The organism is Sphingomonas donggukensis, assembly GCF_023674425.1.
Classification (GTDB): domain Bacteria; phylum Pseudomonadota; class Alphaproteobacteria; order Sphingomonadales; family Sphingomonadaceae; genus Sphingomonas; species Sphingomonas donggukensis.
This window is the reverse complement of record NZ_CP098401.1, coordinates 1,617,006-1,633,940: the sequence shown is the minus strand read 5'-3', so window position 1 is coordinate 1,633,940 and position 16,935 is coordinate 1,617,006. Positions and strand designations below refer to the sequence as shown.

Here is a 16,935-nt window from a genome sequence, read left to right as displayed (position 1 = left end):
AGGCGCATAGCGCGCTGGATGGATCGTTTTAAGAGCTACCGAAGCTGGTGGCGGCCGTTGCCCGCTTGGCTCAAGCTGATCACGGTGCTGGGCATCTACCCCGCGTGGTTATTCATCGTCTATTGCGCGTGCACCAGTGCATCCAAGAGCCAAGACGCTCTTCTCGCATTTGGCGTTTTCGCACTCGGGACCGTGCTTCACATAGCGTTTGATCGTCGCAATCGCGGCGCGGGTCCAGAACAGGGCGGCGATGACATCGTCGGCGGCGAATGACCGCTTCCCACCAATATCGGACGGTCCAAGTGCTGCGTCATAATTGGCAGCGCTGCGCGGACCACTGAACGCTGGCTGAGACTAGAGTATTATATCGCAGCAGCGCGACTCGGGAGTGAATCCCGCGTCTTCACGTCGGACGGGCCTGGCTGCGCCGACATGCCGGCCGGTCTCGCGCGTTGTCTCGCGGAATAGCGTGGCTATTCCGCGTGCGGTCGCTGCGTTCGGCTCTCGCCTTACTTGCTGCGCTCGACTTGCTCGAAGTCCAGTTCGACCGGGGTGGCGCGGCCGAAGATGCTGACCGACACCTTGACCTTCGCCTTGTCGAAATCGAGTTCCTCGACGATGCCGTTGAAGGTCGCGAACGGGCCGTCCAGCACCTTGACCGAATCGCCGATCTCGAAATCGACCTTGATCTTCTGCTTGGGCGCGGCGGCGGCTTCTTCCTTGGTGTTCAGGATGCGCGCGGCCTCGGCCTCGCTGATCGCCTGCGGCTTGCCCATGCTGCCGAGGAAGCCGGTCACCTTCGGCGTGTTCTTCACCAGGTGATAGACGTCGTCGTTCATGTTGAGCTTCGCCAGCACATAGCCGGGGAAGAACTTGCGCTCGGACTGGACCTTCTTGCCGCGGCGGACCTCGGTCACCTGCTCGGTCGGCACCTCGACCGCCTCGACCAGCGCGTCCAGGCCCATGCGGGTGGCATCCGCCAGGATCTGGTCGCGGACCTTGTTCTCGAAACCCGAATAGGCGTGGATGATGTACCAGCGCGACATGTCTAACCCTTTGATAATGCGTGTTGAGGCGGCGGAGGCGCCTATTCGGCGAGCGACAGCAGCCCCTTGACGATCGCGTCGAACACGGTGTCGACTCCGAAGAAGAACAGCGCCAGCAACGTCGTCATGATGACGACCATCACGCCGGTCATCACGGTTTCCTTGCGCGTCGGCCAGACGACCTTCTGCGTCTCGGCCTTCACCTGGTTCAGGAATTCGAGCGGGCTGGGCTTCGCCACGGATAGTGATCCTTCGTCGTTCGGGTCCGGGGATCGGAAGAGTGCTTTCCGGACATAGGTCCGCCGTCGGTGCCTTGCGAGGCCCCGACGATGAAAACTTCCGATTTCGGATTGGGGAGGGCTGTAGCCGGGGACGGCGGATGGCGCAAGCGGGGGTGGGGGCGTTGCTGGAATGGGAAGCCGTCATGGGAGTAAATCCCATGACGTCGGACGCGGCTAAGGCCGCGCCGGCCGTCCTCACTGCTGTTCGGAATGGCAGGGGAGCTCGGACTCGAACCGAGGGCCTTCGGTTTTGGAGACCGACGCTCTAACCAACTGAGCTACACCCCTGTGCCCTCGCGCCTCTACCCCGCTCGTTCGCGGTTCGCAAGCATCGAGCGACTATGCCGCGCGGGCGGAGGCGCGTGGGTCTATCGCCAGCGAGCGGGCTTCGCCGACGGGCAGGGGGCGCCCGAAATAATAGCCCTGGACCTTGGTACAGCCGAGCCCCTGGATCATCGCATGCTCGTCCTCGGTCTCGACCCCTTCGGCGGTCGTCGCCATGCCGAGCGACTGGGCGAGCGCCACGACGGCGCGGATGATCGCGATCGCTTCCTTCTCGCCCTTCGACGCGCCCTGCACGAAGCTGCGGTCGATCTTGATCGAGGAGAAGCGCGTGCGGCTGAGATAGCCGAGCGACGAATAGCCGGTGCCAAAATCGTCGAGGCTCAGGCGGATGCCGAGGTCGAGCAGGCTTTCGAGCACGCGGATCGCGCCGGTCCCCTCGCGCATGAACACGCTTTCGGTCACTTCCAGTTCGAGCCGGTCCGGCGACAGGCCCGAATTGGCGAGCGCCTGGGTGACGACCGAGACGAAGGCGGGGTTGTGGAGCTGTTCGGGCGAGACGTTCACCGCCACCCGGATCGATCCGTCCCACTTGGCCGCCTCGTCGCAGGCGGTGCGCAACACCCACTCGCCGATCGGCGCGATCAGCCGCGCTTCCTCGGCCAGCGGCACGAATTTCGCCGGGCTGATCGGCCCGAATTCGGGGTGGGTCCAGCGCAGCAGTGCCTCGAACCCGGTCAGCCGCCCGGTGCCGGCGTCGACCACTGGTTGATAGTTGAGCGTCAGTTCGTCCTTTTCGAGCGCGTTGCGCAGCGCGATTTCGAGCACGCGGCGCTCCTCCGCCACCAGGTGGAGCTGCGGCTCATAGGCGTGAAACGACCCGCCTCCGGCATCCTTCGAGCGATAGAGCGCGAGGTCGGCGGAGCGGATGAGCATTTCGGGCGTGCGCCCGTCGCGCGGGCCGATCGCGAGCCCGACCGAGGCGCCGATGTACAGCGTGTGCGCATCGACGTCGTAGGGCGCCGACAGCGTCGCGATGATCGTGCGCGCCATCCGCTCCATTGCCTGGCGGTCGCTCGCATCGCGCACCACGACCGCGAATTCGTCGCCGCCCAGACGACCGATCATCTCGTTCTCGGTCATCAGGCTCTTCAGCCGGTCGGACACGCGGCCCAGCAGCCGGTCGCCGACCGGATGGCCGAGCGTGTCGTTGACCGCCTTGAACCGGTCGAGGTCGATCATCATGAAGCCGCAGCGCGATCCCCATTTGTCGGCCTCCGCCATCGCGCGGGCGAGCGATTCGTGGATCAGCAGGCGGTTGGGCAGGCCGGTCAGCGTGTCGAAGCGCGCCATGCGGCTGATCTTGTCCGCCGAGGCGCGCTGTTCGGTGACGTCGGAGCCGACGCCGCGGAAGCCGACGAAGCCGCGATCCTCGACGATGCGGGGGCTGGCGGACATTTCCCACCAGCGTTCCTCGCCGTCGACATAGACGGGGAGCAGCAGGTCGCGGAACGCCTCGCGCGCCTTCAGCTTCTCGGCCAGGTCGCGCAGTCCTTGCGCGAAATTGCCGTTCTGCCAGGTCGGCCCGGCCAGGATCTCGAGGAAGCCCATGCCGTTGATCGACGCGGGATCGACCCCGATCGAGCGGGCGAAGCGCGGGCTGGCGCGGACGACGCGGCGCTGGGCGTCGATCTCCCACAGCCAGTCGGCATTGGTTTCCTGCTCGGTCTCGCGCAGCAGCAGGCTGACCGTCTCGTCGCGCTCGGCAAGCGCCAGCTCGCCCGCGCGGATCACGACGAGCGCTCGACCGCGTGCGAAACATCCGATCATCAAGAGGCCGGTAAACAGCGCCAGATTGGCCGCCACCCCCTCCAGGTCGAGCCAGGCGAAAATGCCCGCCGTCGAGCCGCCGAGGATGAACAGGAACAGCAGCGTCGCCAGCGGCAGCGCCGCCATCGAGATCGCCGCCGCAGCCATCAGCACGACGACGACCGCGACCAGCCCCAGCAGCGCGCCGCCGTCGCCGGACAGTCCGAAATAGAGCGGCGCGATCGCCCATACCCCGCCCAGCGCCAGCCCGTCGACGAAGGTGCCGCGCACATCCGCGAGCGTCGCGGTGGCGTCGGTGCGATTGCGGTTCGACAGGCGCCTGACCGCGATCGTCGTCGCGACTACCGCGACCAGCGCAGCCCACGCACCCAACTGCCACAGCGGCATGAGCCGACCGAACGCCAACGTCACCAGCGCCGCGCCGACCACGTTGGCCGCCAGCATGAACAGCGCCATGTGGCTGCCCGAGGCGATCTGCGCGGCGCGGATCGGCGCCCAGTCGGTGGTGTCCGCGGGGTCGTAGAGGCCAAGCAGCGCGCGCGCGTCGATGCGCGGCTGAGCGAATTGGGAGGAAGTGGGCCCGGTCACCCGCCGACCCTAAAAGCCACAGGGTTGACGGAAAGTTAGGGTCGCGGCGAAAATCGGACGGTCGGAGCGGCGTTTTGACGCGCCGCTCCCCGCGCCATCACGCGGCGACGGCGTAAGGCTTGATGTCGCCGTTCAGATACAGGTTCCGCGCCTTGGCCCGGCTGAGCTTGCCCGAGCTGGTGCGCGGCAACGTGCGCGGCGGCACGAGTTCGATGACGCAGTTCATGCCGGTCACCGCGCGCACGCGTTCACGGATCGCGTCGCGCAGGCGGATGCGTTCGCCATGGTCGCTGGTGCGGCACTGGACGAGCACCGCCGGCGTTTCCTCACCGCCCGGCGTGGTGATCGCGAAGGCGGCGATATCGCCCTGCTTGAAGCCGGGCAGCTGCTCGACCGCCCATTCGATGTCCTGCGGCCAGTGGTTGCGGCCGTTGACGATGATCATGTCCTTGGCGCGGCCGACGATGTAGAGATAGCCGTCGCTCAGATAGCCCATGTCGCCGGTGTCGAGCCAAACGCCGCCTTTGGAATCGGGCGCCATGCACGCATCGGTCGATTCCTGGTCGCGGAAATAGCCGACCATCACCGACGATCCGGCGCACCAGACCTTGCCGACGGCGCGCTCGGGGAGCGGAGTGCCGTCCTCCTCGCGGATTTCGACGGTCATGCCCTGCACGGGCTTCCCGCAATTGACGATGGCGCGGAACCGCTGGGGGCGATCCTCGCCGGCGGCGACGCCCGAAAGCTGCGTTTCCTCGACCAGCTCGACGACGATGCCCTCGCCCGGCGGCATGATCGAGACGGCGAGCGTCGCTTCGGCAAGGCCGTAGCTCGGCAGGAAGGCGCTGGCCTTGAACCCGGCCTCTCCGAACGCGTCGACGAAGCTCTGCATCACGTCGGGGCGGATCATGTCGGCGCCGTTGCCCGCGACGCGCCAGCGCGACAGGTCGAAACGGTCGCTGGCCTTCGTCTGGCTCGACATGCGGCGCGCGCAGATGTCGTAGCCGAAGGTCGGCGAATAGCTGAGCGTCGTGCCCGCATTGCGACTGATGAGGTCGAGCCACGCTAGCGGGCGGCGGGCGAAGTCCTCGGTCTTCAGATAATCGGTCGATACCTGGTTGGCGACGACCGAGAGCATGCAGCCGACCAGGCCCATGTCGTGATACCACGGCAGCCACGACACGCAGCGATCGGCGGGCTCCAGCTGCATGCCATGCGCGTGCGCGGCAAGATTGTTGAGCAGCGCGCGGTGGGTGATGGCGACGCCGTGCGGGAAGCGCGTCGATCCGCTGGAATATTGCAGATAGGCGATGTCGTCTGCGGTCGTCGCCGGCAGGGCCACGTCCGGCGCGTCACGCCCGGCGAGATCGGTCCAGTCGACGCCCTGCGTGCCCGCCTGGCGTGCGGCTTCGCCGGCCATTTCGGCAAGCTCCGCCGGATAGATCAGCATCTTGGGATCGCAGCTGTCGAGCTGGACCTTCAGCTGGTCGATATAGGATTGCGCCCCGCCGAAGCTGGTCGGCAGCGGCAGCGGCACCGGCCAGGCACCGGCATAGACGCAGCCGAAGAACAGCGCGGCGAATTCGGGGCCGGTCTCCGCGATCAGGGCGATACGGTCCTCGGGCTGGACGCCCATCGCAATCAGCCGGTGCGCCTGCGTCAGCGAATCGCGGCGCAGCTCGGCGAAGGGATAGGGGCGGGTGAGCGTCCCGCGCGCGTCGTGGAAGTTGAGGCCGCGCACACCGCGCGCCGCATAATCCAGCGCATCGCCGACCGTTTCGAAGTCGGAGAACCGCCGCGGCAACGCATCCTCGGTCGGTGTCGCCACCGGTGCCGCCTGCTCTGCTGCCGTCATGTCCGTCACCATCGATCTGTTTTCCGTTCCTGTCGCTGTCGGCAAGAAAGTCGCCACGCGCGCAAGGGGATCGGCGCATGTCACGCCCGCGCGTTCAAATTCCGATCCCACTGTGGCACAATCAAGGCGCATGAAGGAACCGCGCCGTACCCCCCCGCCGCTCGACGCCGCCGCGCTCGATCGGCTGGCGCTGCGCTACGTCGAACGCTTCGCCACCACCAGAGCGAAACTGACCGACTATCTGGCGCGCAAGCTGCGCGAGCGCGGCTGGGCGGGGGAGGCGCCCTCCGATGCGCGCGCGGTCGCCGAGCGGATGGCCGCCCTTGGCTACATCGACGACCGCGGCTTTGCCGAATCGCGCGCGGCGGCGATGGGCCGGCGGGGGCTGGGCGGTCGGCGGATCGCCGGGGCGCTGCGCCAGGCCGGGATCGACGAGGCCGATGCCGAGCACGTCCGCCCCGCGATCGAGGAACGCGCCGAGGCGAGCGCGCTGGCCTTCGCCCGGCGACGGCGGTTGGGCGCATACGGGGTGCAGCCTGCGGATCGCGCCGCCCGGGAAAAGGCGCTGGCCGCCATGCTGCGCGCGGGCCACGATTATGATCTGTCGCGGCGGATCATGGCGATGAGCATCGACGAACTGTCCGAGTTCGAGGCGGATGTGGCGGCGCGCGACTGAATGCGGGGTCTTTGCGCGGCTTCGCGGCCATGTCATACGCGGCCCAGGGGAAGTGATGATGCGTAACGATGCGCGTGGGTTGGATACCGGGGATACAGGATCCGCCGCCGCACCGGTCGGCGACGGCGCCGCCGCCGCGCCTGCCGCGCCCGCAGCCGATGTGTTCGGCGGCGTGGTCAAATGGTTCGACGTGACGCGCGGATTCGGCTTCATCGTCGCGGACGATGCGGACGTGGGCGACATCCTGATCCATTTCTCGGTCCTGCACGATCATGGCCGCCGCAGCCTGCCCGAGGGCGCGCGCGTGGTGTGCGAGGCGGTGCGCCGCGACCGCGGGTTCCAGGCGACGGCGATCCTGTCGATCGATCTGTCGACCGCGGTCGAGCCGGTCCGCGCCCGCACCGGCGGCGACCGCATCGACCGGGTGAAGATGATCGACGATGCCGGCGATTTCGAACCGGTCGCCGTCAAATGGTTCAACCGGCTGAAGGGCTATGGCTTCCTGGTACGCGGCGACGGGCGCGACGTGTTCGTCCACATGGAAACGCTGCGCCGCGCCGGCATCGAGGAAGTCGAGCCCGACGAGCCGCTGACCGCGCGCATCGTCGATGGCGAGAAAGGGCCGCTGGCCGTGGTGGTCGAGAGGAAGTGACGATGAATGCTCGAATCTGGCGCGGCGCGGCGATCGCCGTGGGGCTGGCCCTCGCCCTGCCGGGGTGCGCAGGCGGCAGCGCCGACGCCAACCAGGCGGCGGTGGCGAAGACGATCCCGGTCACCATCACCTCGGCGAACGGCGCGCACGTCTTCGCGGTCGAGGTCGCGAAGACTGCGGCGGAGCAGGAGCGCGGGCTGATGTACCGCACCGACCTGAAGAAGGACGGCGGCATGATCTTCGCGCCCTATCCCGCGGGTGGCGGCGCCCCGCGCGAGGCGAGCTTCTGGATGAAGAACACGCCGACCGCGCTCGACATTATCTTCATCCGCCCCGACGGCACGATCGCGACGATCGCGGAGAATACCGTGCCGTTCAGCGAGACACCGGTTGCCAGCGGCGAACCGGTGAGCGCGGTGCTGGAAATTCTCGGTGGACGTGCGGGGGAATTGGGGATTGCGCCGGGGGACAAGGTGAGCTGGGCGAAGTAGGGCGGGGGCGGATAGTATCCGGCAGACGACGTAGAGTGCTGCTACGCCGAGCGTCCGCGATTGGTGGTTAGCGGACTCTGACCATATCGCCGCAAGTCGCTATCTTTAGCGAAGTAAGGTGCCGCCTGCCAGGAGGCGCACGTCGCACCCCTCGACAATCGAGGATTACGATCGCGCGCTCCTGTCTTGGGCGCGCCGAATTTTGTTGTCTGATTTACTCAATCGTCGCGGCAATCATCGCTCACTGCCGTCGGCCGATCTCTATCACCTTGTCGAGATGTTCGACATCGGTGGAAGCAGTGCGGCACATTTGTTAGGTTGCCCCGGTCGCAGGACACAGTCCGTGGGTCGGGGGGGCTTAGCCAGCAGCTTTTTACATTCAGCAGCTGCTAGTGCAGCATCGACCCCAGCCTTCTTCGCCGTCCGACAATGCTCACCTTTGTTTGTTTTTGCACTTACGTCATCTTTAGCTTCCGAGGCGGTGCCAGACATTAGCGTGAACGTCGCGATGAAAATTGCGCTTAGCAGCACCTTCATGATCTGGCCCCCTGTAAACTCGATAATAACCGACGCGTCGTTCGTCCAAGCGGAAGGGACTAAAACTGCGGGCCTTTGTTACGAGAGTCAAGCCAAACCCGGTGTCTGTCTTTGCTCTTGCCGTACGCGGGTGGATGACCAAAGCGCGGCATTGCCGACACTAATATGTCTGCTTTTGGGGCGTGAGCGGCCACTCATCATATTACAACGCCGCTAAACGGTTTCTCTGCGCGATCTTGCTTCCCGCCGTGGCGAGTCGGCGATTTGCTAACGCAAATCCGCCGCCGCCGGCGCCTTGCCCAATCTCCGCCCGCCCGCTAATCGCGGGCGCATGGGCATCAATCTCAATCCCTTCACCTGGTGGAACGGCGCCACCATCGGCACGTGGTTCGGGCTGCGCGGCAAGGGGCGCGTCGGTGAGGATGCGCTGGGCAACGTCTATTATCAGGGCGGCAGCGACACGAGCGGCAACCCGCGGCGCTGGGTGATCTACAACGGATCGAACGACGCGAGCCGGATCGCGCCCGAATGGTTCGGCTGGCTGCACCATCAGATCGACGACGTGCCCGATCGCGCACTGCCGCCCGCGAAACCGTGGCAGCAGCCGGCGGTCCCGAACCTGACCGGCACGCCGCTTGCCTATCGTCCCGCGGGTGCGCTGGGTGCGGGCGGCAAGCGCGCGCCCGCGACCGGCGATTACGAGGCCTGGACCCCCGGTGACTGACCGCGCCCCGCCGGAGGGTGGGCGGTCGGAGCGCACGCCGACGCGGTGGCTCGGTGGCGCCGCGATCGGCGTGGTCGCGATCGTCGCCGCCTGGGCGGGGCTGCAGTTCGCCGCGCCGCAGGCGATGCCCGACTGGCTGCCGCGCCTGCCCTTCGGTGCGACTCCCGCCGCTGCCCCCGTGCAGCAGGCCGCCGTGCCGCAGACGCAGGGCGCGACCGTCACCAACGCTGCGACCGCACAGGCGCCCGGCGCGACGCCGATGGCGGAGCGCGTCGCGGTGATCGGCGTCCTCAACAAGCGTAACGGCGATGCCCGCGACGTGCAGATGAAGCCGGGCCAGGCGTACCGCATCGGCGACGCCATCGTCCGCCTGCGCGCCTGCGAGCAGACCGCGCCGTGGGAAGAGGAGCAGCTGACCGGCGCGTTCCTGCAACTCGACGTGCGCGGGTTCGACGGGCGCTGGCGGCGGCATTTCTCGGGCTGGGTGTACAAGGAGCGGCCCGCGCTGAACGTCGTGCCGAGCGCGCTCTACGACGTCTGGCCCAAGAGCTGCACGATGCGCTTCCCCGAGGGGCCCGCGGAGACGGTGAGCGAGGCGTCGCCTGCGTCGTCGCCAAGGCGGTCGAGGGCGGACCAGTCGCCCGACACGACCGGCGCGCCGCCGACCAGCCCGGCGACCCCGTCGCCCAGCGCCTCGCCCAGCACCACCGAATAGGCGCTGCGCGGCAGCTCCACAGTCCCCATCGTCGCGAGATGGTCGGTCTGGAACTGGCAGTCGAGCAACGCGAAGCCACCGAGCCTGAGCCGTGCGACGAGCCAGGCGAGTGCGACCTTCGATGCATCGCGTGCGCGGCTGACCATGCTTTCGCCGAAGAACGCGCGACCCAGGGCAAGGCCGTAGAGCCCGCCCACCAGCGCGTCGCCGTCCCACACCTCGACCGAATGAGCGAAGCCGCGGGCGTGCAGCTGGCGGAAGACGGTTTCGATCGACGCGTTGATCCACGTGTCGGGCCGGTCGTCCGCGGATTCGGCGCACAGCGCGATGATGCGGTCGAACGCGGTGTCGGCGGTCACGCGAAAGCGGTCGCGCGCGATCGTGCGGGCGAGCGAACGCGACAGGTGGAAGGCATCCAGCGGCAGCACCGCGCGCTGTTTCGGCTCGACCCAGTAGATGCCGGGCGCGTCGCGCGCGTCGGCCATCGGGAATACCCCCATCGCATAGGCCCGCAGCACCAAGTCGGGGTCGATCGTCTCGGTCGGGATCGTCGGGCGGCTCATGGCAGGCAAACGAAAAGGGCCGGCGGATCGCTCCGCCGACCCCGATGTCGGTTGGAAGGCAGGACGATCAGGCCTTGCAGCTGAGCGCCGACTTGCCCGGCGCCGTGTACTGGATCGACTTCGGCGTGCCCGACACGGTGTAGCCACCGCCGGTGTAGGGCTGGCCGGCCTCGGGCGCGGTCAGCATGGTGGGCGTGCCGCCCTTTTCGGTGCGCAGGTTGGCCATCTTGTTGCCGTCGAAGAAGTCGACATAGACCAGGCTGTTGCCCGGCTGGCAGCGGAAGGTGACGCTGGCGGTGACTGCCGGCGGCAGCTCGACCGGGGCGGCGTTCTTCAGCTGCTCGGCCATGGGATCGGGCGCGCGGCTGTCGACGACTTCGGGCTCGCTCTTGCAAGCGCCGAGGGAGAGGAGCGCGAGCGCGGCGGCGGTGGGGAGGATACGATGGATCATAGCGCCCCCCGCTTCGCGCATGCAGCATCCGACGTCAAGGCGGTTGGCGCTTGCGTCCGGGCATTTCGCGGCTTGCGTCCGCGCCCGCACCGGGCGCGACGGCGCTATCCGCCGATCGCCAGCGTGCTTTCGCTGCGCCCGTTGCCGACCGACCTGGTGGTCAGGCGGAACGGCTTGCCCTCGTCGGTGGTGCCCGAGAGGTTGTCGCCCTCGGCGGTCAGCTTGAAGCCCTCCGCGGCCAGCTTCCCCTGGAACCATTCGCGCACGCCCGCGGTGCCGGTCGGGCTCGTGAAGCGCACGTTGACGCTTTCGCCCGCGGCGCCGTTGCCCTTTTCGTTGCCGTCGATGTTCATCGATTCGATCGTCGATCCGGCGGGCAGGCCGACGCCGTTGATGTCGAAATCGCCGGCATCCAGCTTCACCTTGGGCAGGTTGATCGCGGCCTTGAACCCCGGCGCGTCGATCGACACCCTGCCGTCCTTGCCCATGCCCGCCGAAAACTCGCTGCCGGTGCCGCCCTTGATCGAAATCTCGGTACCGTCGTCGGCGCTGCCGCCGCCGTTGCACGCGGCCAGCAGGGCAGCCGGGGCGAGGATCAGAAACGCACGCATGTCGCTCTCCTGTATTACTTGACTAGTACAGTTAAGGCGGGCTTGCGGCAGCGTCAACGGTTTCTGCGTTGACCCCGGTGTCTGCGGCGGTGCAGCATCGCCGGCATGGCCAGCCTTCCCCCCATCGCAAACAATCCTGATGTCCGCTTCCTCGGCAAGCTGCTCGGCGACGTGATCCGCGCTTATGGGGGAGAGGCGCTGTTCCGCCGGATCGAATATATCCGCAGCGTCTCGGTCGATCGCGCGCGCGGGGTGGCGGGTGCGGAGGCGATCGACCCGGGGCTCGACCGGCTGACGCTTGACGAGACGCTGGATTTCACGCGCGGCTTCATGCTGTTTTCGATGCTCGCGAATTTGGCCGAGGATCGCCAAGGCGTCGCCGCCGAAACGGGGGCCGACGTCGCCCATGCGATCGAGCGGCTGGCGGCGGACGGCATCGGACGGGACGCGGTGCTGGCGCTCCTCGACACCGCGCTGATCGCGCCGGTGCTGACCGCGCACCCGACCGAGGTGCGGCGCAAATCGATGATCGATCACCGCAACCGCATCGCCGACCTGCTGGCGCTGAAGGACCGCGGGCTGGAGGAAACCGGAGACGGCGACCGCATCGACGACGCGATCCTGCGCCAGATCGCGCTGCTGTGGCAGACGCGGGTGCTGCGGCGCGAGCGGCTGTACGTCGCCGACGAAGTCGAGACCGCGCTCAGTTACCTGCGCGACGTGTTCCTGCCCGCGCTCCCGGCGCTGTATGCGCGGTGGGACCGGGTGGTGGGCGAGCGGGTGCCGTCGTTCCTGCGCCCCGGCACGTGGATCGGCGGCGACCGCGACGGCAATCCCTATGTCGACGGCGCCAGCATGACGCTGGCGCTGGCGCGGGCGAGCGAGGCGGTGCTCGGCTATTATCTGGAAGCGGTCCACGCGCTCGGTGCCGAACTGTCGATCTCGACCGAACATGCCCGCGTCGCAGCCGGTGCGCTGGCGCTCGCCGAGGCGAGCGGCGACACCGCGGCGAGCCGGGCCGACGAACCATACCGCCGGGCGCTGTCGGGCATCTATGCGCGGCTGGCGGCGACGCATCTGGCGCTGACCGGCAAGCCCGCACCGCGACCCGGCCCGCTGACCGGTGCGCCCTATAGCGATCCCGCTGCGTTCCGCCACGACCTGGCCGAGATCGCGCATGCGCTGGCGGGCGAGGGGGAAGGGCCGCTGGCGTCGGGCGGGGCGCTCGGGCGGCTGATCCGCGCGGTCGAAACCTTCGGCTTCCATCTCGCCACGCTCGACATGCGGCAGAACAGCGCGGTGCACGAGCGGGTGGTCGCCGAATTGCTGCGCGCGGCGGGGGTGGCGGACGACTATCTGGCCCTCGACGAAGATGCGCGGGTCGCGCTGCTCCGCCGCGAACTGGCGAGCGCGCGGCTGCTGACCAGCCCCTATGCGACCTATTCGGACGAAACCGCCTCGGAACTCGGCGTCGTGCGCGCAGCCGCAGCGGCGCATCGCACCTACGGGCCGGCATCGATCGTCAACTACATCGTGTCGATGGCGCAGTCGGTGTCGGACCTGCTGGAGGTCCATGTGCTGCTGAAGGAGGCCGGGCTGTACCGCCCCGGCAAGCCGCCCGAGGCGGCCATCATGGCGATCCCGCTGTTCGAGACGGTCGCCGATCTGGAACGCGCGCCGGGCATCATGGCCGACTGGCTGGCGCTGCCCGAGGTCGCCGCGATCGCCTCCGCGCGCGGCGTGCAGGAAGTGATGATCGGCTATTCCGACAGCAACAAGGACGGCGGCTACCTGACATCGACCTGGCAATTGTCGAAGGGGTCGTCGGCGCTGGCCCCGGTGTTCGAGGCGGCGGGTGTCCGGATGCAGCTGTTCCACGGGCGCGGCGGCGCGGTCGGGCGCGGCGGGGGCTCCGCCTTCCAGGCGATTCAGGCGCAGCCGCCCGGCACCGTGCAGGGCCGCATCCGCATCACCGAACAGGGCGAGGTGATCGCCGCCAAATACGGCACCCGCGCATCGGCGATGACCAACCTCGAGGCGATGACGGCGGCGACGTTGCTCGCCAGCCTGGCGCCGTCGGAACTGCCCGAGAAGGACCGCGCGCGCTTCCATGCGGCGATGGATACGCTGAGCGACACCGCGTTCCGCGCCTACCGCGGGCTGGTGTACGAGACCGACGGCTTCCGCACCTTCTTCCGCCAGGCGACGCCAATCGCCGAGATCGCGGGGCTGAAGATTGGATCGCGCCCGGCGAGCCGCAAGAAAAGCGACGCGATCGAGGATCTGCGCGCGATTCCCTGGGTCTTCAGCTGGGCGCAGGCGCGGATCATGCTGCCCGGCTGGTACGGCGTCGGCCAGGCGATCGCGGGCTTCGAGGACAAGGAATTGCTGCGCGAGATGGCGGGCGCCTGGCCGCTGTTCGCCGCGACGCTCGCCAACATGGAGCAGGTGTTGGCGAAGTCCGACATGGACCTCGCCGCGCGCTACGCGGCGCTGGTCGAGGATCGGGCCTTGGGCGACGGCATCTTCACGCGCATCCGGGACGGGTGGCAGCAGACCCACGACGGCCTGCTCGGCATCACCCGCCAGACGCGGCTGCTGGAAAAGCACGCGGCGCTGGAGGCGTCGATCCGGCTGCGCTTGCCCTATATCGAGCCGCTCAACCTGCTCCAGATCGAACTGCTGAAACGCCACCGCGCCGGCGAGGACGACGCGCGGATCGGCGAGGGCATTCTGCTGTCGATCAACGCGATCGCGACGGCGCTTAGGAATTCAGGGTAGGGTCGCGACGCCTTCTCCCCTCAATTTCAGGGAGGGGAGTATGTTCGCTCACGCCCCCAAAAACGGCGCGGCCACTTCCTTCGGGACGCGCACCAGCCGTCCCGTCGCGCGGTCGAGGATCGCCCAGGTCGTCCGCGCCTCGACCTTCACCTTGCCGTCGTCGCCCACGAAGCGGACGTGGCGGTCGAAGCGGGCGCCCTTGGGCGGATCGCCGATCCAGGTTTCGGCGGTCACCGTGTCGCCCGCGACCATGTTGCCGCGATAGTCGATCTCGTGCCGGGTCACGACCCAGATATAGGCATCGTGATGCGCCGGGTCCGCCACCGCGTGCCAGTGGGCGACGGCGATGTCCTGGATCCAGCGGACCCAGACCGCATTGTTGACGTGGCCGAGCTCGTCGATGTCGGCGGGATCGGCGGTGAAGCGCATGGCGAAGGGCGTCATTGGTCAACGCTAGGCTCACCTTCCCTTCGAGCGAAGCCTTCATCGGTCATGGGCTAGGGCCGGGCGATGCTTCCGATCCCCAATTCCAAGGTCTTTCGCAGCCGCAAGGGCGCGATCTGGTGGTCGTTCTGGGTCATCGTCGCGGCGGTGATGACGGTCGGCTTCGGCGACGCGCCGGAAAAGGGCGCCGCCCCCACGAAGGCGGTCGCGACCGATGCGCTGGGCCAGCCGATCGACGACAAGAACCTGAAGGACCTGATGAAGGTGATGGAGGCGAGCTGACCCGTCCCCGCTATCGTGCGGAAGGCGTCGCCGGTTGCAGCTCGATCGAGCGGATGCGCCAGCTGCGCTGGGCGGCGGTGGCGCCGTCGATGTCGGCAGTACGGTGGAGGATCGCCGAGCCGTTCCGTGCAAACGCGCCGCCCGCCGACAGCTTTCCATAGGTGCGGACCGGCACCGTCACATAGCGTTGGCCCGCACCGGCATCGACTCGCCCGGGGGTGCCCACCGTGGCGTGATACTCGGCATATTGCGCGAAACTGGCCCTGAATTGCGATCGGGTGTCGCCCGCCGCCTGCGGCTCCCAAAGGTCATAGGCCTGGGCGAAGCGCCCCGTCTCGATCAGCGCGAAATAGCGTTCGACGATTCCTGCCGCCGCCTGGGCGCCATCGTCGTCGGCGACCGGCGTCTCTGGCATCGACGGAGATGCTGCGGACCGGCTCGCAGCCGGGACGGGGGCCGGAGACGGTGCAGCAGGTGTCGGGGCCGGAGCGGGCAGCGGCGTTCCAGCCCCGCGCGAGACCTCGGCGCCATCGCGATGCGCGTTCATGTCGCGCGGCGCTTCGCTGCATCCCGCCATCAGAGCCATCGCCGCCACGCCCAATCCGATCCGCATGCTGTTCTCCGTCCGTCCTGCGGCGGTCGAACGCTTCGGCGCGGGCGCCCGTTCCTAGCGCAGGCTGTCCACCATCGCGGCGTCGCCGATGAAGGCGAGACGGGTGACGTTCGCGCGCTTCACCTCGGCCAGCGTCTGGTCGAAGCGTTCGTAGCGGGCGAGCGGGTCGGTCTGCATGTGCAGCACGCCGCTGCCCTCGCGCGCCAGCCCCTCCAGCAACGGCTTCAGTTGCGCGTCGGCGATCGTCCGCCCGTCCCACGACAGCGCACCGTCCCCCGCGATTCCCAGGCGATGCGGCTGCTCCGGGGGCGCGGCCTTGGGGCCGGGGGCGGGCAGGTCGATCGGCACCTTGTGCGCGACGACCGGGATGGTCAGGATCAGCATCACGATCAGGACCAGCAGCACGTCGATCATCGGCGTGATGTTGATCGCGGAGAAGGGCTCGGTGGCTTCGGAAGTGCGGACGCTGCGCATGGCCGGGGCTCCTTGATGTGATGATGCATCATCACGCATCGCACTGGAAGCGTCAACCCGCCTCCGCGGACGCGCTCAGCGCGGGACGGCGGAGTCGGGAACGATCGGCAGGCGCCGCTCAGGATGGGCACCAATCCCTTCGCGCAGCACGATCGGCCGGGGGCATCCATCGACCGTGCGGTAGAGCGCGTAGAGGCGCGCGGCGGGGGGCTGTTGGGCAAGTGGGCTCGGGCCGGCCCTGCGACCGACATGGCCGGCGATGCGGTTGCCGCCGCAGCGATCGGGCATCGGATTCGCTATGACTCGCGGCGAGGCCTTCATCGCCTGTCCGGCGGCGGGAGGCGACAAGGGGACGGCCAGGGCGGCAATCAGGATCGGGGACAGCGGCATCGTCGATCTACTTTGTGGCGGGTCAGCAGCTTTCATGCTTCCAATGGCGGCGCTTGCCCTCGCGCAGCCAGGCGACGGCATCGGCGACGCGGCGGTCGCGGGTGTCGGCGCGTTTCGCCTCGGCGATCCATTCGCAATAGTCTCGGCGACAGCTTGGCGGGAAAGCGTGGAACGTAGCAGCGGCGGCGGCATCGCCGGCGAGCGCGGTCGCGAGGGCCGGCGGAACCACGGCTTCGGGCTTTGGCGTCCGGGCGGCGCGCGCGGGCTTCGCACCGCTGTCGATCCGCGCCATCGCGGCACGGACCTGATCTTCGACTACTTCGGCGGGCGGCAGGTCGGACAGGCGCTCGATCCGGCCATATTGGCCCATCGCCTCACCCTCCATGCCGGTCGCCAGCGCCTGACGGTCCCAGAAGCCGAAGGTGGCATGCCCCTTGAACGCCGCCATATTGGCCAGCGGACGACCGCGGTACAGGAAGGCCGGCATGCTCCACTTGATCGCCTCCTCCACCTCGGGGCAGGCGGCGTGGACGCGCTGCCGCAACCAGGCGAGGATCGACTGCGCGAAGTCGGCGCGAGCGTCGATATAGGCGTCGATGCGCGGGTCGGTCGGCATGGCGGCGATGCTGCGCCCGACCGCCGACCCGCG

19 protein-coding genes, 1 tRNA gene and 1 pseudogene are annotated in these 16,935 nt (G+C 68.3%); 8 read left to right on the top strand and 13 right to left on the bottom strand.

Annotation, left to right across the window (positions count from 1 at the left end):
* The first annotated feature begins 18 nt into the window (after positions 1 to 18).
* On the top strand, positions 19 to 273 hold the full coding sequence (locus M9980_RS08065; RefSeq protein WP_250748916.1) for a hypothetical protein: 255 nt from the start codon (positions 19 to 21) through the stop codon (positions 271 to 273).
* Positions 274 to 509: 236 nt separating this feature from the next.
* Here M9980_RS08065 and nusG read toward each other — a convergent pair whose 3' ends face one another.
* The 5 genes from nusG to M9980_RS08040 all read right to left on the bottom strand — a co-directional run bounded on the left by nusG (position 510) and on the right by M9980_RS08040 (position 5,882).
* On the bottom strand, positions 510 to 1,046 hold the full coding sequence (nusG, locus tag M9980_RS08060) for a transcription termination/antitermination protein NusG (protein WP_250748915.1): 537 nt from the start codon (positions 1,044 to 1,046) through the stop codon (positions 510 to 512).
* A 41-nt stretch (positions 1,047 to 1,087) separates the two neighbouring features.
* On the bottom strand, positions 1,088 to 1,285 hold the full coding sequence (secE, locus tag M9980_RS08055; protein WP_250748897.1) for a preprotein translocase subunit SecE: 198 nt from the start codon (positions 1,283 to 1,285) through the stop codon (positions 1,088 to 1,090).
* A gap of 253 nt (positions 1,286 to 1,538) precedes the next feature.
* Positions 1,539 to 1,615: transfer RNA gene (locus M9980_RS08050), tRNA-Trp, on the bottom strand.
* Between the two features lie 51 nt (positions 1,616 to 1,666).
* The gene (locus M9980_RS08045; RefSeq protein WP_250748894.1) at positions 1,667 to 4,027 is read right to left on the bottom strand and encodes a putative bifunctional diguanylate cyclase/phosphodiesterase; all 2,361 of its coding nucleotides are present in this window, start codon (positions 4,025 to 4,027) and stop codon (positions 1,667 to 1,669) included.
* Positions 4,028 to 4,124: 97 nt separating this feature from the next.
* Complete coding sequence (locus M9980_RS08040) at positions 4,125 to 5,882, bottom strand: fatty acyl-AMP ligase (protein ID WP_250748891.1); 1,758 nt, start codon at positions 5,880 to 5,882, stop codon at positions 4,125 to 4,127.
* 130 nt (positions 5,883 to 6,012) lie between these two features.
* Here M9980_RS08040 and M9980_RS08035 point away from each other — a divergent pair, with 130 nt between their 5' ends.
* The 5 genes and pseudogenes from M9980_RS08035 to M9980_RS14300 form a co-directional block, all read left to right on the top strand.
* Complete coding sequence (locus M9980_RS08035; protein ID WP_250748888.1) at positions 6,013 to 6,558, top strand: regulatory protein RecX; 546 nt, start codon at positions 6,013 to 6,015, stop codon at positions 6,556 to 6,558.
* A gap of 58 nt (positions 6,559 to 6,616) precedes the next feature.
* Positions 6,617 to 7,210: a cold-shock protein gene (locus M9980_RS08030; protein ID WP_422921397.1), complete on the top strand. Its 594-nt coding sequence runs from the start codon at positions 6,617 to 6,619 to the stop codon at positions 7,208 to 7,210.
* 2 nt (positions 7,211 to 7,212) lie between these two features.
* Positions 7,213 to 7,701, top strand: a complete 489-nt coding sequence (locus M9980_RS08025; protein WP_250748882.1) for a DUF192 domain-containing protein — start codon at positions 7,213 to 7,215, stop codon at positions 7,699 to 7,701.
* A gap of 868 nt (positions 7,702 to 8,569) precedes the next feature.
* On the top strand, positions 8,570 to 8,962 hold the full coding sequence (locus M9980_RS08020) for an NADH:ubiquinone oxidoreductase subunit NDUFA12 (protein WP_250748879.1): 393 nt from the start codon (positions 8,570 to 8,572) through the stop codon (positions 8,960 to 8,962).
* A 124-nt stretch (positions 8,963 to 9,086) separates the two neighbouring features.
* Positions 9,087 to 9,455, top strand: a pseudogene (locus tag M9980_RS14300) (DUF2155 domain-containing protein); the annotation flags it as partial.
* Positions 9,456 to 9,490: 35 nt separating this feature from the next.
* On the opposite strand, the gene aat reads toward M9980_RS14300, so the two are convergent.
* From aat to M9980_RS08000, 3 genes are all read right to left on the bottom strand, one after another.
* The gene (gene aat, locus M9980_RS08010; RefSeq protein ID WP_250748876.1) at positions 9,491 to 10,240 is read right to left on the bottom strand and encodes a leucyl/phenylalanyl-tRNA--protein transferase; all 750 of its coding nucleotides are present in this window, start codon (positions 10,238 to 10,240) and stop codon (positions 9,491 to 9,493) included.
* A gap of 67 nt (positions 10,241 to 10,307) precedes the next feature.
* Positions 10,308 to 10,691 carry a hypothetical protein gene (locus M9980_RS08005; protein WP_250748854.1) on the bottom strand — a complete coding sequence of 128 codons (384 nt, stop codon included), beginning with the start codon at positions 10,689 to 10,691 and terminating at the stop codon, positions 10,308 to 10,310.
* A 104-nt stretch (positions 10,692 to 10,795) separates the two neighbouring features.
* Complete coding sequence (locus M9980_RS08000; protein ID WP_250748850.1) at positions 10,796 to 11,302, bottom strand: hypothetical protein; 507 nt, start codon at positions 11,300 to 11,302, stop codon at positions 10,796 to 10,798.
* A gap of 105 nt (positions 11,303 to 11,407) precedes the next feature.
* Here M9980_RS08000 and ppc point away from each other — a divergent pair, with 105 nt between their 5' ends.
* Positions 11,408 to 14,083 (top strand): phosphoenolpyruvate carboxylase, encoded by a 2,676-nt coding sequence (gene ppc, locus M9980_RS07995; RefSeq protein WP_250748847.1) that lies wholly within the window; start codon positions 11,408 to 11,410, stop codon positions 14,081 to 14,083.
* A gap of 48 nt (positions 14,084 to 14,131) precedes the next feature.
* Here ppc and M9980_RS07990 read toward each other — a convergent pair whose 3' ends face one another.
* On the bottom strand, positions 14,132 to 14,527 hold the full coding sequence (locus M9980_RS07990; protein ID WP_250748845.1) for an acyl-CoA thioesterase: 396 nt from the start codon (positions 14,525 to 14,527) through the stop codon (positions 14,132 to 14,134).
* Between the two features lie 66 nt (positions 14,528 to 14,593).
* Between M9980_RS07990 and M9980_RS07985 the strand changes: the two genes are divergently transcribed.
* Positions 14,594 to 14,809, top strand: a complete 216-nt coding sequence (locus tag M9980_RS07985) for a hypothetical protein (protein ID WP_250748842.1) — start codon at positions 14,594 to 14,596, stop codon at positions 14,807 to 14,809.
* A gap of 10 nt (positions 14,810 to 14,819) precedes the next feature.
* Here M9980_RS07985 and M9980_RS07980 read toward each other — a convergent pair whose 3' ends face one another.
* The 4 genes from M9980_RS07980 to M9980_RS07965 form a co-directional block, all read right to left on the bottom strand.
* Positions 14,820 to 15,224 (bottom strand): hypothetical protein, encoded by a 405-nt coding sequence (locus M9980_RS07980; RefSeq protein WP_250755078.1) that lies wholly within the window; start codon positions 15,222 to 15,224, stop codon positions 14,820 to 14,822.
* A gap of 252 nt (positions 15,225 to 15,476) precedes the next feature.
* Positions 15,477 to 15,896: an ExbD/TolR family protein gene (locus M9980_RS07975; RefSeq protein ID WP_250748838.1), complete on the bottom strand. Its 420-nt coding sequence runs from the start codon at positions 15,894 to 15,896 to the stop codon at positions 15,477 to 15,479.
* Between the two features lie 75 nt (positions 15,897 to 15,971).
* Positions 15,972 to 16,286, bottom strand: a complete 315-nt coding sequence (locus tag M9980_RS07970; protein WP_250748835.1) for a hypothetical protein — start codon at positions 16,284 to 16,286, stop codon at positions 15,972 to 15,974.
* A 22-nt stretch (positions 16,287 to 16,308) separates the two neighbouring features.
* A complete protein-coding gene (locus tag M9980_RS07965) occupies positions 16,309 to 16,902 on the bottom strand; it encodes a YdeI/OmpD-associated family protein (RefSeq protein WP_250748833.1) in 594 nt (197 codons plus the stop codon).
* Positions 16,903 to 16,935: the final 33 nt, after the last annotated feature.